The 13,448-nt window shown below is 73.2% G+C and carries 10 protein-coding genes; 4 read left to right on the forward strand and 6 right to left on the reverse strand.

Features of this window, described 5'->3' with window-relative positions; all coding sequences use genetic code 11:
- Window positions 1–66: 66 nt before the first annotated feature.
- The 3 genes from thpR to ACZ67M_RS30850 are packed head-to-tail and all read right to left on the reverse strand — an operon-like array spanning window position 67 to window position 2,519.
- Complete coding sequence (gene thpR, locus ACZ67M_RS30840) at window positions 67–639, reverse strand: RNA 2',3'-cyclic phosphodiesterase (RefSeq protein WP_469853705.1); 573 nt, start codon at window positions 637–639, stop codon at window positions 67–69.
- 47 nt (window positions 640–686) lie between these two features.
- On the reverse strand, window positions 687–2,054 hold the full coding sequence (locus ACZ67M_RS30845; protein ID WP_469853706.1) for an MFS transporter: 1,368 nt from the start codon (window positions 2,052–2,054) through the stop codon (window positions 687–689).
- Window positions 2,055–2,081: 27 nt separating this feature from the next.
- On the reverse strand, window positions 2,082–2,519 hold the full coding sequence (locus tag ACZ67M_RS30850) for a MarR family winged helix-turn-helix transcriptional regulator (protein WP_114527826.1): 438 nt from the start codon (window positions 2,517–2,519) through the stop codon (window positions 2,082–2,084).
- 156 nt (window positions 2,520–2,675) lie between these two features.
- Here ACZ67M_RS30850 and ACZ67M_RS30855 point away from each other — a divergent pair, with 156 nt between their 5' ends.
- Entirely contained in the window at window positions 2,676–2,858 is a 183-nt protein-coding gene (locus ACZ67M_RS30855; protein ID WP_064728497.1) for a ribbon-helix-helix protein, CopG family, read from the forward strand.
- A gap of 10 nt (window positions 2,859–2,868) precedes the next feature.
- Here the strand turns inward: ACZ67M_RS30855 and ACZ67M_RS30860 are convergent, their stop codons facing one another.
- Entirely contained in the window at window positions 2,869–4,326 is a 1,458-nt protein-coding gene (locus tag ACZ67M_RS30860) for an NCS2 family permease (protein WP_361357385.1), read from the reverse strand.
- A gap of 198 nt (window positions 4,327–4,524) precedes the next feature.
- Between ACZ67M_RS30860 and ACZ67M_RS30865 the strand changes: the two genes are divergently transcribed.
- Window positions 4,525–4,779: a DUF2530 domain-containing protein gene (locus ACZ67M_RS30865; RefSeq protein ID WP_122619637.1), complete on the forward strand. Its 255-nt coding sequence runs from the start codon at window positions 4,525–4,527 to the stop codon at window positions 4,777–4,779.
- Window positions 4,780–4,878: 99 nt separating this feature from the next.
- Window positions 4,879–7,272 carry an HAD-IC family P-type ATPase gene (locus ACZ67M_RS30870; RefSeq protein WP_469853707.1) on the forward strand — a complete coding sequence of 798 codons (2,394 nt, stop codon included), beginning with the start codon at window positions 4,879–4,881 and terminating at the stop codon, window positions 7,270–7,272.
- A 94-nt stretch (window positions 7,273–7,366) separates the two neighbouring features.
- Here the strand turns inward: ACZ67M_RS30870 and ACZ67M_RS30875 are convergent, their stop codons facing one another.
- Both ACZ67M_RS30875 and ACZ67M_RS30880 read right to left on the reverse strand, forming a co-directional pair.
- On the reverse strand, window positions 7,367–10,516 hold the full coding sequence (locus ACZ67M_RS30875) for a sacsin N-terminal ATP-binding-like domain-containing protein (protein ID WP_469853708.1): 3,150 nt from the start codon (window positions 10,514–10,516) through the stop codon (window positions 7,367–7,369).
- Window positions 10,517–10,777: 261 nt separating this feature from the next.
- Entirely contained in the window at window positions 10,778–11,704 is a 927-nt protein-coding gene (locus tag ACZ67M_RS30880; protein ID WP_361357376.1) for a DUF3027 domain-containing protein, read from the reverse strand.
- 344 nt (window positions 11,705–12,048) lie between these two features.
- Here ACZ67M_RS30880 and ACZ67M_RS30885 point away from each other — a divergent pair, with 344 nt between their 5' ends.
- Complete coding sequence (locus tag ACZ67M_RS30885; protein ID WP_361357373.1) at window positions 12,049–13,440, forward strand: MFS transporter; 1,392 nt, start codon at window positions 12,049–12,051, stop codon at window positions 13,438–13,440.
- Window positions 13,441–13,448: the final 8 nt, after the last annotated feature.

A 13,448-nucleotide genomic window follows, 5' to 3' on the forward strand; every position in this document is an offset into this window, starting at 1 on the left:
ACGAGCATCAGCACGAGTACACCGGCCATGATCCGGTTACGGGTCTTCGGGTCCACGCCTGTGAGCCTAACCGGAGGCGCCGAGCGGACTGCGGCCGACCGCCTCGTAACGGGGCTGCTCCCCCGGCACGCCGGACTTCGGCAGCCGGCTGCGGACCAGGACCAGCTCCGTCACGGTCCAGGCCGGGCCGGTGAAGCCGTCCAGCGCCGCGAGGTGGGGCCGTACGTCGTGCGCCGCCCGGCTGCGGGCCAGCGTCAGGTGGGGCTTGTAACGCCGGTGCTCCCCCGGCGGGACGCCCGCCTTGCGCCCCGCCGACTCCGCCCGCTCGGCGAGCAGCCGCAGCGTCGCGAGGTCACCCTCCGCCCCCACCCACAGGGCCCGCCCGTGCCCGAAGTGCCCGCCGCCGCGCAGCGCCAGCCCGAAGGGTTCGGTGCGGCGCGCGGCCCGCTCCAGCCGGGCCGACAGCTCCGGCACGAGTGCGTCGTCCACTTCCCCGTAGAACGCGAGCGTGAAGTGCCACCCGGTCCGCCCGGTCCACCGCAGCCCGTCCGCCCCAGGCAGCCTCCGCAGCGCGTCCACCTCGACGGAGAGGGCGGCGGTGACGTCCTCGGGGGGCAGGACGGCGGCGAAGAGTCTCATGGGCCACAGTCTGCAACGACTTCCCCCGCGACTGACCCGGCAGGCGGTCACGCCGCCGGCGCCAGCGCCTCCCGCCGCTCCCGCGGGACGAACCGCACCTGCGGGTGGCCGCGGTGCCAGCCGACCGAGAGGCGGAGGTTGCCGACGCGGGCCAGGACCAGGCCGATGGCGATCGCGGCGGTGGCGGCCACCGCGCCGCCCGCGGCGAAGCCGACCCGGGCGCCGTAGGTGTCGGTGACCCAGCCGACGATCGGGGCGCCGACCGGGGAGCCGCCGAGGAAGACCATCATGTACAGGGCCATGACGCGGCCCCGCATGGCCGGGTCGGTGGACATCTGGATGCTGGTGTTGGCGGTGACGTTGACCGTCATGCTGAACACGCCGATCGGGACCATGAGCAGGGCGAAGAGCCACAGCCCCGGTGCCGTCGCCGCCACGATCTCCAGCGCGCCGAAGGCCACCGCAGCCGCGATCAGGACCCGCAGCCGGGTGGTGCCGCGCCGGGCGGCGAGCAGGGCGCCCGCCAGCGAGCCGACGGCCATGAGGGTGTTGAAGAGGCTGTACGCCCCGGCGCCCGCGTCGAAGACGTCGTCGGCGAAGGCGGACAGGAACACCGGGAAGTTGAAGCCGAAGGTACCGATGAAGCCGACCAGGGTGATGGTCCAGATCAGCTCAGGGCGTCCGGCGACGTAGCGCAGGCCCTCGCGCAGCTGTCCCTTGCCGCGCGGGGCGCGCTGGACGGCGTGCAGGTCGCGGGCGCGCATCAGCAGCAGGCAGCTGAGCGGCGCGACGAAGGAGAGGCCGTTGGCGAGGAACGCCCAGCCGGTGCCCACTCCGGTGATCATGAGGCCGGCGACGGCGGGGCCGACCAGCCGGGCGGACTGGAAGTTCGCCGAGTTGAGGCTGACCGCGTTCTGGAGCTGGTCCCGGCCGACCAGCTCGGAGACGAAGGACTGCCGCGCCGGGTTGTCGACCACGGTCGCCAGGCCCATCGCGAAGGCGGCGACGTACACGTGCCAGACCTGGACGTGGCCGGTCAGGGTGAGGACGGCGAGGAAGAGCGCGGTCAGGGCCATCGCGGACTGGGTGACCAGCAGCGTGGGGCGCTTGCGCAGGCGGTCGACGAGGACGCCGCCGTAGAGGCCGAAGAGGAGCATCGGCAGGAACTGGAGGGCGGTGGTGATGCCGACGGCCGCCGAGGAGCCGGTGAGGCTGAGCACCAGCCAGTCCTGGGCGATGCGCTGCATCCAGGTGCCGATGTTGGAGACGACCTGACCCATGAAGAACAGGCGGTAGTTCCTGACCTTCAGGGAGGCGAACATCGAGGTCCGGGACGTGCGGGGGGTGTCGTGGGCGGTCGGGTCGTCGTGGCCGTCAGGTGCGGGGGCGGAAGCTGCTCCGGATCCCGTACTCAAAAGGGTTCGCCTCCTCGCGAGAACTGCTTACTTGTGGGCGAGCTTCTCCAGCACGGGGGCGGCGGCGCGCAGTTTCGCCCACTCGTCCTCGTCGAGTCCCTCGACCAGCGTGGCCAGGAACGCGTTCCGCTTGCGGCGGCTTTCCTCGAGCATCACCACGGCCTGCTCGGTCTGCGTCACGACCTTCTGCCGCCGGTCCTCGGGATGCGGCTCGAGACGGACCAGTCCCTTCGCCTCCAGCAGCGCCACGATGCGGGTCATCGAGGGCGGCTGGACGTGTTCCTTGCGGGCGAGTTCACCCGGGGTCGCGCTGCCGCAGAGCGACAGGGTGCCGAGCACCGACATCTCGGTCGGGCTGAGCGACTCGTCGACCCGCTGGTGCTTGAGCCGACGGGACAACCGCATCACGGCGGAGCGCAGGGAGTTCACGGCGGCGGCGTCGTCGCCATGCTTGAGGTCCGGCATGTTCCTTAGCCTAACTCATTAGTCTCGCGAAATACCACCGCACATGCGCCCGCGTGCCCGTGACGCACGCCACCGAAACCCGCGATTCACCCGTACGAGTGAGTCGTTTCCGGAAATCGGCGCATCACCCGGCGGGCGGGGGCGACCCTCGACCGCATGGGGACCAGCGTGCTCAGCCTGCGGATGGACGGGGAGCTGCTCGAACGGCTCCGGCACCATGCGGCGAAAAGGGGAATGAGCGTCCAGGACTATGTCGTCCGGACGCTCATTCGGGATGACTTCGACGAGCGGTTCCAGTCCGCCGTGGAGGAGACGGAACGGTTCTACGGGGTCACCTGAGCCCCGCCGGTCAGGTCAGGCCGAGGGCCGGCATCAGGTAGTAGAAGGCGAAGACCGCCGACACCACGTACATCGTGACCGGGACCTCGCGGCCCCGTCCGGCCGCCAGGCGCAGCACCGAGAAGGTGATGAAGCCCATGCCGATGCCGTTGGTGATCGAGTACGTGAACGGCATCATCAGCATCGTCACGAAGGCCGGGACGGCGATCGTGAAGTCCGACCAGTCGATCTCCCGGACCGAGCCGGCCAGGATCAGGAAGCCGACCGCCACCAGCGCCGGGGTGGCCGCCTGCGAGGGGACCATGGTGGCGACCGGGGTGAGGAACAGCGCCAGGGCGAAGAGCCCGCCCGTGACGATGTTCGCGAAGCCGGTGCGGGCGCCCTCGCCGACGCCGGCCGTGGACTCCACGAAGCAGGTGGTGGCCGAGGCGGAGCTGGCGCCGCCCGCGGCGACCGCGATGCCGTCCACGAACAGGACCTTGTTGATGCCCGGCATCTGGCCCTCGCCGTCGGTCAGCTTGGCCTCGTCGCTCACGCCCATGATCGTGCCCATGGCGTCGAAGAAGCACGACAGCAGCACGGTGAAGACGAACAGCACGCCGGTCAGGGCACCGACCTTCTCGAACCCGCCGAACAGGCTGACCTCGCCGACCAGCCCGAAGTCGGGCGTGGCGACGGGGTTGCCCGGCCACTCCGGCGTGGTCAGACCCCAGGAGGGGATGTCGGCGATCGCGTTGATGATCACCGCGACCACGGTCATCACGACGATCGAGATCAGGATGGCGCCGGGGGTCTTGCGGACGATCAGCGCGAGGGTCAGCAGCACGCCGAGGACGAAGACCAGAACCGGCCAGCCCTCCAGGTGGCCGCCGGTGCCCAGCTGGAGCGGGACGGTGGTCTGCGCGGCGTCGGGCATCCGGGTGACGAACCCGGAGTCGACCAGGCCGATCAGCATGATGAAGAGGCCGATACCGATGGCGATGGCCTTGCGCAGGCCGTAGGGCACGGCGCTCATCACGCGCTCGCGCAGGCCGGTGGCGACCAGCACCATGACGACGAAGCCGGCCAGCACGACCATGCCCATGGCGTCCGGCCAGGACATCCGCGGGGCGAGCTGGAGGGCGACGACGGAGTTCACGCCGAGACCGGCGGCCAGCGCGATCGGGACGTTGCCGATGACGCCCATCAGCAGCGTGGTGAACGCGGCGGTGAGCGCGGTGGCGGTGACCAGCTGACCGTTGTCGAGCTGGTTGCCGTACATGTCCTTCGCGCTGCCCAGGATGATCGGGTTCAGCACGATGATGTACGCCATCGCGAAGAAGGTGGCGAAGCCGCCGCGGATCTCACGGGGCAGGGTGCTGCCGCGCTCCGAGATCTTGAAGTAGCGGTCGAGGCCGTTCTGCGGGGGCCGCCGGTCCTCCGGCGACTCGGGGGACGGGGGGACCTTGGCGGAGGCCGAGGTGGGCATGCGGAGACCTCATCACCAACAGCAGGTTCCCCCACGGCCTTGTCGGTGTTTCTGCGCTTGGAGTTTTCTACGAAAGAAAGTGGTCAGAGACAAACGGGTTCAGTATGAACGTATGAGCCCGAGATCGCTATCTCCGCGCGTAGACACCGAGGACGCCGCGCCGACAACCCGTTCGCCCGCTCCTCGTAAGCTGTACGCATGAAGAAGTGGACACCCACGCACGAGGCACCGGAGCCCCTGGAGGGCCCCGTGGTTCCGACCATCGTCGGCGGCACCGTCCTGTGGTTCGTCCTCTTCCTGGCGCAGCTCCCGTTCTACGGCTGGTTCGACGACCACGGCCACACCTGGTGGGTGTGGACCTGCCTGGCCGGAGCCGGCCTCGGCCTGATCGGCATCTGGTACGTCCGGGGCCGCGAGGCCGCCCTGCGGCGGGCGGCGCGGGACGACGCGTAGTACCAGGGCATCACCGGCCGGACCGCCCCGTCCTCCCCAGGTCGGATATTCGCCGATTTCAGCCGGTGAAGCGCCAGAACCGCACGTACCGTCGAGCCCATGACGCATCTCGACGCCGACGACCGGCTCGACCCCGCGCACCCGGGTCCCGCCCGCACGCCGGCGACCGGGCTGACGGCGGCCGAGGTCGCCGAACGGACCGACCGCGGCCAGGTCAACGACGTACCGGTGCGCAGCAGCCGCTCGGTCGCCGACATCGTGCGCGCCAACGTCTTCACCCGGTTCAACGCGATCATCGGCGTGCTCTGGGTGATCATGCTGGTCGTCGCCCCCATCCAGGACAGCCTCTTCGGCTTCGTGATCCTCGCCAACACCGGCATCGGCATCGTCCAGGAGTGGCGGGCCAAGAAGACCCTCGACTCGCTCGCCCTGATCGGCGAGGCACGGCCGACCGTGCGCAGGGACGGGACGGCCACCGAGATCAGCACCTCGGGGATCGTGCTGGACGACGTCATCGAGACCGGGCCCGGCGACAAGGTCGTCGTCGACGGCGTGGTGGTCGAGGCCGACGGTCTGGAGGTCGACGAGTCGCTGCTGACCGGCGAGGCCGACCCGGTCGTCAAGCGGCCCGGCGACCCGGTGATGTCCGGCAGCTTCGTGGTCGCGGGCGGCGGTGCCTTCCAGGCGACCAAGGTCGGCCGGGAGGCTTACGCCGCACAGCTCGCCGAGGAGGCCAGCCGCTTCACCCTGGTCCAGTCCGAGCTGCGCTCCGGCATCTCCACGATCCTCAAGTACGTCACGTGGATGATGGTCCCGACCGCTCTCGGCCTGATCCTCAGCCAGCTGCTCGCCAAGGACAACGAGCTGGACGACTCGATCGCGCGCACCGTCGGCGGCATCGTCCCGATGGTCCCCGAGGGCCTGGTCCTGCTCACCTCCGTCGCCTTCGCGATCGGCGTCGTCCGGCTCGGCCGCAAGCAGTGCCTCGTCCAGGAACTGCCCGCCATCGAGGGCCTGGCCCGCGTCGACACCGTCTGCCTGGACAAGACCGGCACCCTCACCGAGGGCGGCATGGACGTCACCGGCCTGCGCGTCCTCGACGGCGCCGACGAGGCGTACGTCCGCACGGTGCTCGGTGCCCTCGGCGCGGCCGACCCGCGCCCGAACGCCTCGCTCCGGGCCGTCATCGAGGCCTACCCGGCGAACGGCGAGTGGCACCGCACCGACGCCCTGCCCTTCTCCTCCGCCCGCAAGTACGGCGGCGCCGCGTTCAGCGGGCCCGACGGCGCCTCGGGCACGTGGCTGCTGGGGGCGCCGGACGTGCTGCTGGCCGAGGACGACCCCGCCCTCGCCGAGACCGGGCGCCTCAACGAACAGGGCCTGCGGGTCCTCCTCCTCGCCCGCGCCTCCCGCGCCCTGACCGACCCCGCCGTCGCCGAGGACGTCGCGCCCACCGCCCTGGTCGTCCTGGAGCAGCGGCTGCGCCCGGACGCCGCCGACACCCTGCGCTACTTCGCCGAGCAGGACGTCCGCGCCAAGGTGATCTCCGGCGACAACGCGGTGTCCGTGGGCGCGGTCGCCGCCAAGCTCGGCCTGTCCGGCGCCACCGTCGACGCCCGCCGGCTGCCCGCCGACCGGGAGGAGATGGCCGGGGCGCTGGACGACGGCACGGTCTTCGGCCGCGTCACCCCGCAGCAGAAGCGGGACATGGTGGGCGCCCTCCAGTCGCACGGCCACACGGTCGCGATGACCGGCGACGGCGTCAACGACGTCCTCGCGCTCAAGGACGCCGACATCGGCGTGGCGATGGGCTCCGGCTCGGAGGCGACCCGGGCGGTGGCGCAGATCGTGCTGCTCAACAACAGCTTCGCCACGCTGCCGTCGGTGGTCGCCGAGGGCCGCCGGGTCATCGGCAACATCACCCGGGTCGCGACCCTGTTCCTGGTGAAGACCGTCTACTCGGTGCTGCTGGCGATCCTGGTGGTCTGCTCGCAGGTCGAGTACCCGTTCCTGCCCCGGCACCTGACCCTGCTCTCCACCCTCACCATCGGCGTCCCCGCCTTCTTCCTCGCCCTGGCCCCCAACAAGGAGCGCGCCAGGCCCCACTTCGTCCGGCGGGTGATGCGGTACGCCGTCCCGGGCGGCGTGGTGGCGGGCGCGGCGACCTTCGTGACGTACCTGGTCGCGCGCCACCACTACAGCGGCCCGGGCGCCCTGGACGCGGAGACGAGCGCGGCGACGCTGACGCTGTTCCTGATCTCGATGTGGGTACTGGCGATCATCGCCCGCCCCTACACGTGGTGGCGCGTCCTGCTGGTCGCGACGATGGGTGCGGCCTTCCTGGTGGTCCTGGCGGTCCCGTGGCTCCAGGACTTCTTCGCCCTGAAGCTCGTAGGCATGACGATGCCGTGGACTGCCGTCGGCGTGGCGGTGGCCGGAGCGGCGGTGCTGGAGCTCGTGTGGCGGTGGGTGGACCGCCGCTTCCCCGTGTGACGGTCTCTGCCCGCCACCCCGCCGTCGTGGCTGGTCGCGCAGTTCCCCGCGCCCCTGCGGGGCGCCCACCGCGCCCCCGGCTGGTCCGGAACCGTCAGTCGAACCAGCGGTCCCTGGCCAGCTCCTCCGTGCGGGACTCGTCCTCCAGCAGGGCCGCGACCTCGAACCGCCGCGGCCACTGACCCGCCGCCCAGGCCAGCCCCGCGGCGACTCCCTCCAGCGTCGCCGCGTGCAACGCCCCGTCGTCGGTCAGCCGCCAGTCGATCTCCACACCGTCGACGACCAGCTCCCCGTGCTCCACGTACGACGCCGGGGTCCGCGCCCCGAGCAGCACCCGCACCGGCTCCGGCACGTCGTGCTCGGTGCCCTCGGAGTCGACGTGCCCGGTGACGGACTCGCTCAGCCGCCGCACCTGGAACAGCTCCGCCAGCTCGGCGGCCCGGGCCGGCCGTACCGGCAACAGCGGCACACCCGAGGTGAAGGGCAGCAGGTCCGGCGAGTCGACCACGACCGCGTCGGCGGCGTCCACCACGCGCACCTCGCCGTCGACCACGGCCCGCACGTCGTCCGGCAGGGTGACCTGCTCCGGGTCCAGTTCGGCCAGCGCGCCGTACAGGGCGTGCAGTTGGGCGGCCGTGACCGGGCGGTCGGAGTCGGCGAGGCGGTCGAGGAGTTCGGCGGCGCCGCCGGGCTCGTCGAGGAGGGCTGCGACCGAGGTGCGTACGCCCAGCGCCCGCAGCACCTGCTCGTCCTCGAAGCCGGAGGCGTCGGCCTCGTCGTACAGGCCCCGCAGCAGCGGGTCGGAGCCCGCCGCGCGCAGTCCGGCCGGGCGCCGTCCGCCGAGCACCGGGTGCCCGCGCAGCCACCACGCGGTGTACGGCCGTACGACCTCGTGGGTGCCGTCGGGCAGCAGCACGCGGACCGGCTGGACGAGCGCGTCGCGCAGGGGCGGCCGGGACAGCAGGGCGAGGGCCTCGGGCCACCGGTCGTCGTCCACCAGGTCCAGGTCGCGCACGGCGACGATCTCGGTGGCGACCGGCGGGACGGGCGTGTCGGGGAAGCGGTCCAGGACGTCCTCGCTCCACACGTCCACGGCGTCCAGCAGCCCGGCGTCGTCGGGTTCGGCGAAGTCCCCCTCGCGGGGCTCCAGTTCGTCCGGGTCGAGGACGACGTCGGTGGCGCGGACGAGGGCGAAGGTGACGAGCACACCGCAGGCGGCCAGCGCGTCCTCCCCCCACTTCTCGGCCAGCTCGGCGTCCACGGCGGCGACCTCGTCCTCGCGCATGACCCGCGCGAACGGGCCGGCGGGAAAGACGAGTTCGCCCGCCGGGGAGAGTTCGCCGTCCTCGTCGGGCAGGGCGAGCGCGCCCAGCCAGGGCTCGTCCCCGGCGTCGAGTCCGGCGTCGCGGACCAGGCCGAGGACGGTGTCGGCCAGTTCCTCGGCGTCGAGGGCGTCCTCCTCCCAGTTCGCGCCGCCGTCGTCCTCCAGCGAGGCGGCCACGGCGGCCCGGACCTGCGGGGTGGTGAGCACGGCGCGCGGGGTCGCCGGGAGGGCGCCGAGCTTCTCCAGGAGCGGATGGGCGGCGTCCGGATGGGCGATCTTCAGGCCGAGCCGGGTGAGCACCTCCGGGTCCAGGGAGGCGGCCTCCGGGGACGGCAGCAGCACCTGCCGGGGCCCGATGGTGGTCCGCACCGCTCCCGTCCCGAAGCCCTGGGAGGCGCCCCCGGCCAGCGGTACCGGCAGCCCCGAGAGCCGGTCGGGATCGACGCCGGCGAGGCTGTCGTAGAGCCGGTGCCACCAGCCCGGGTCCTTCTCCAGGCCGGCCAGCCGGTCGATCGCGTCGGTCAGCGGCACCCGGGCGACGCCGAGCGTGCGCAGCTCCACCCGGCGTTCGAGCCCGGCGGGCAGCAGGGTCGGCAGCACCTCGGCGAGGACCCGCACCGTGTCGGCGCCGGCGCCCTCCACCACCTCGGCGTCGCGCGGGCGCAGGGACTCGGGCAGGTCGGGATCGTCGCCGGGTTCCGTGGCGGGCGGGAGGAAGGCGGTGCGGGGCAGCCGTTCGAGGATCGCCTGACGCAGCGCGCCGTCCAGCTCCCCCTTGCCCAGCGGGCCGGGAACGAGGTCGATGAGAACGGCGGTGACCGGGCGCCAGTCGGCCAGCAGCCCGGCGTAGGCGTCGGCGGCCCGCTCGGTCAGGAAACCGGTCAGCGGGCCGGGCGCGGCGTGCCGGCGGGTGGAGTCCAGCGGGAAGGAGGCGATGAGCAGGGCGGGCACGCCGAGCGGCTCGTCGCTGGGGGTGGGCGCGTGCACCACGGGGCTGGTGCGGGGCCGCGCCGGGGCGCCGTCCGCGTCGACCGGCACCGCCCAGGTCACGGACCAGTGCGGGCGCAGCCGCTCCTCGACCGGCCGGTCTGCGAGCAGGTCGGGGGTGAGCGGGCCGTGCGCGGCGGCGGTGCGCCAGCGGGTGGTGCCCTCGCGGGAGTCCTCGACGACGGTGAGGGCGCCCTCGGTGCGGCGGGACAGCGTGCGGACGTCGTCCGCGACCTCGACCACGACCTCCGCCAGGCCCGGCAGGGCGAGCAGCAGGGCGTCGTCCACGGCGTGCAGGAGCCGTTCGGCGAGGTCGGCGGCGGCCGTGTCGCGCAGCGGGAGGATGACGGCCGTGTCGTACGGGCCGGGGGCGCTGCCCTCGGCGGAGAACGGCAGCCGCAGCAGCGGTACGTGCCCGTCGCGCCGCCGGATCTCGTCGCCCAGGCCGGGGCTGTGCGCGGCGGTGTCGGCGGCCAGGTCGCGGGCCTCGGCCAGGGACCAGCGGACCCCGCCGTGCCGGCTGACGACGGCGGGCTCGTCGGTGACGGCCAGGACGGCGGCGAAGCCGACCCCGAACCGGCCGACGGCGCTGTCCCCGGCGTCGCGCTTGGCGGAGGCGCGCAGCGTGGACAGCGACTCGACGCCGGTCTCGTCGAGCGGGGCGCCGGTGTTGGCGGCGACGAGGACGCCGTCGCGCAGGGTCAGCCGGAGCCGCCCCGGCACGCCGGACCGGGCGGCGGCGTCGGCGGCGTTCTGCGCCAGCTCGACGACCAGCCGGTCGCGGTAGCCGCCGAGGACGAGGTCCTCCTCGGCGTTGGCGTCCTCACGGAACCGGGCCGGGCTCGTCGCCCAGGCGTCCAGCACCCCGCGCCGAAGACGTCCCGTACCGAACGGATCGGCCCCTTCGGCGGCAGGCTGCACGAACATGCTCACGGTGACTCTCCTCATCGACGGACCACGAAGGTACCGCGAGGAGACTTCCTCACCGGCCCGGGATTCCTCCGGCCCGGCCGCCACCATCCCGCTCGGGCGCCGTCATATGGCCGAGGGGCGCCATCCAGCCCGGCCGCGTCATTTCAGCCCGTCCGGCGTTTGAGGACGAGGCCGTCAAGGCCGACGGGGGGTCCGGGGGCGCAGCCCCCGGGGAGGCGAGCCACGACGGACCCGCACCGACCCACCCGCCGAGGAGGCAGCCTACGAATGCCCCAGCTCCGCCGACGCCTCGTCCTCCGCCAGGGAGACGGACCCCGAGTCCGACGCCGGCCGCAGCGGGAACGGATCCACCCGCGTCTCGTCGATCACCGGCGGAGCCACCCGCGGCGGCTTCGGCATGACCGCCGCCTCGGAGTGCCCGCCGCACCCGTAGGCCAGCGACACCACGTGCCCGTCCGCCGGGGAGAACTCGTTGGCGCACACCCCGAAGGCCTGCCCGAGCGAGCCGCCGATCCGGGCCAGGAAGCCGCAGCTGACGCAGGACGCGGGGGCCGCCTGGGCCATCGCCGTCTTCGGGCCGTAGCCGTCCTCCCAGCGGTCGGCGGCGACGTGCAGCCCGTACCGGGACAGGACCCGGGTGCGGCGCAGGCCCAGTTCCTCGGCGACCGCCGAGATGGTGCCGCGGGCCGGCACGGTGGTCAGCTCGGCGGGCGGTCCGGCGGTCACCTCCGCGTCCTCGGCCTCGACCAGTTCCGCCATCTCGTGGGAGACGGCGGAGTTCGGCGGCGGCTCGTCCTCGCCGCTCCAGCCCGGCTCCAGACGCAGGTCCTCCGCGTCGGTGGGCAGCAGATCCCCGGGGCCCATGTCGCCGGGCCGCAGCCGCTCGCTCCACGGCACCCACTCGGGGGCGAGCAGCGCGTCGGGGCCGGGCAGCAGCACCGCCTCGTCCACTGTGACGATCTTGGCGCGGGAGGCACGGGCCACGGTCACGGCCCAGCGCCAGCCGCGGTAGCCCATCTCCTTGCAGGCGAAGTAGTGGGTGACGACCCGGTCGCCCTCCGACACCAGGCCCTCGTGCTCGCCGACGACGCCGGGGGCGGCGGCCTCCTCGGCTGCGGCGCGGGCGAGGTCGAGGGCCTCGGCGCACAGGCGGTCAGGGGTGCGGCTTCGCGTTGTCGCTGCGCTCACAGGTATCGCTTCTCTCCATACGCCGTCTCACGAGTGCGCCGCTGCCTGCGAGGGGCGGACGGAGCGGACCTGTGGACCGCGTCGACGTCCGCGCCCGATCGCGCTCGGGCACACCTACGTCATCCATTCTGCGGGATGGCCGTGAGGCGCGCGGCCGAGAACGTTCGCCACGGCGCGCTAAGCACGCTACCTGTTCATGTGCGCTGGGCCTACACCGACGGGAGTTTCGGCGGGGTACGGTCCGCTCTTCCCGCCCGGCCCCGGCGTCGGTGTCACCCGACTCGATCACCGCCATCCGTGCCGATGGGACGCTATAGCCCCCGCTCTCGGGGCACTATGACGGGGTGGCAGCCGCACGGACGGAGTTCAAGGGCGGGGGCCGGAGGCGTGGCCCCGGCCCGCGGTTCCGCGCGCTCGGCCGCGCTCTTCGCCTTCCGGTGACCGGGACCGCGCGCGGTATCCGGAAAGCGACGCACGCGCACGGGGCCGGCGAGTCGGGCCTCGGCAAACTGATCGAGCTGCACGGGGTGAACGGCGCCGGGGACGTCATGATCACCGTCGCCCTGGCCTCCACCGTCTTCTTCTCCGTCCCCACCGACGAGGCGCGCGGCCGGGTCGCGCTGTACCTGGCCATCACCATGGCGCCGTTCACGCTGCTCGCGCCCGTGATCGGCCCGCTCCTGGACCGGGTGCCGCACGGTCGCCGCGCGGCGATGGCGTGCGCGATGGCCGCGCGGGCGCTGCTCGCGCTGGTGCTGTCGGGGGCGGTCATCACCGGCAGCATCGAGATGTACCCGGCCGCGCTCGGCGTGCTGGTCGCCTCGAAGGCGTACGGCGTGGTCAGAAGCGCGGTGGTGCCACGGCTGCTGCCACCCCGTTTCTCCCTGGTCAAGGCGAACTCGCGGGTCACACTGTGCGGGCTGCTCGCCACCGGTGTGGCCGCGCCGATCGGGGCGGGGCTCCAGCAGGTCGGCCCGCGCTGGCCGCTGTACGGCGCGTTCGTGATCTTCGTGGCGGGCACCGTGCTGTCGTTCACGCTGCCGCACACGGTCGACTCGGCGCGCGGCGAGGCCCGGGCACTGCTCGCCGCCGACGAGGACCACCTGCACGGCCCGCTGCGCAAGCGGAGCAAGCGGCCGGGGCTGCGCACGGTCGGCCCGGCGGTGACGCACGCGCTGGCCGCCAACGCCGCCATCCGCTGCCTGACCGGCTTCCTGATCTTCTTCCTGGCCTTCCTGCTGCGGGTGCACCCGCTGTCCGGGCAGAGCGCGGCCGTGTCCCTGGGGATCGTGGGCGTCGCGGCCGGGGCGGGCAACGCGCTGGGCACGGCGGTCGGGGCGTGGCTGCGGTCCCGGGCGCCGGAGATCATCATCGTGACGGTGGTCGCGATCGTGCTGGGCGCGGCGGTCACGGCCGCGGTGTTCTTCAGCGCCGTCCTGGTGGCGTGCCTGGCGGCGGTCGCGGGGTTCGCGCAGGCGCTGGCCAAGCTGTCCCTGGACGCGCTGATCCAGCGGGACGTGCCGGAACTCGTCCGCACCTCGGCCTTCGCCCGCTCGGAGACGCTGCTCCAGGTCTCCTGGGTGCTCGGCGGCGCGGTCGGCATCGTGCTGCCCCTCAACGGCACGCTGGGCCTGTCGGTGGGCGCCGCGATCATCGCCGCCGGGTGGCTGACGACCGTACGGGGTCTGGTCGGCTCGGCGCGGCACGGCGGGCCGAGCCGACCCAGGGTGGCGTGATCACGCCA

This window comes from Streptomyces sp. NPDC107500, from assembly GCF_055582785.1.

Bases quoted from the DNA above. Each gene is read 5' to 3' on its own strand.
- ACZ67M_RS30855 (WP_064728497.1), top strand. From the start codon at position 2,676: ATGGGGACCAGCGTGCTCAGCCTGCGGATGGACGGGGAGCTGCTCGAA.
- ACZ67M_RS30870 (WP_469853707.1), top strand. From the start codon at position 4,879: ATGACGCATCTCGACGCCGACGACCGGCTCGACCCCGCGCACCCGGGT.
- ACZ67M_RS30865 (WP_122619637.1), top strand. From the start codon at position 4,525: ATGAAGAAGTGGACACCCACGCACGAGGCACCGGAGCCCCTGGAGGGC.
- ACZ67M_RS30850 (WP_114527826.1), bottom strand. From the start codon at position 2,519: ATGCCGGACCTCAAGCATGGCGACGACGCCGCCGCCGTGAACTCCCTG.
- ACZ67M_RS30860 (WP_361357385.1), bottom strand. From the start codon at position 4,326: ATGCCCACCTCGGCCTCCGCCAAGGTCCCCCCGTCCCCCGAGTCGCCG.
- thpR (WP_469853705.1), bottom strand. From the start codon at position 639: ATGAGACTCTTCGCCGCCGTCCTGCCCCCCGAGGACGTCACCGCCGCC.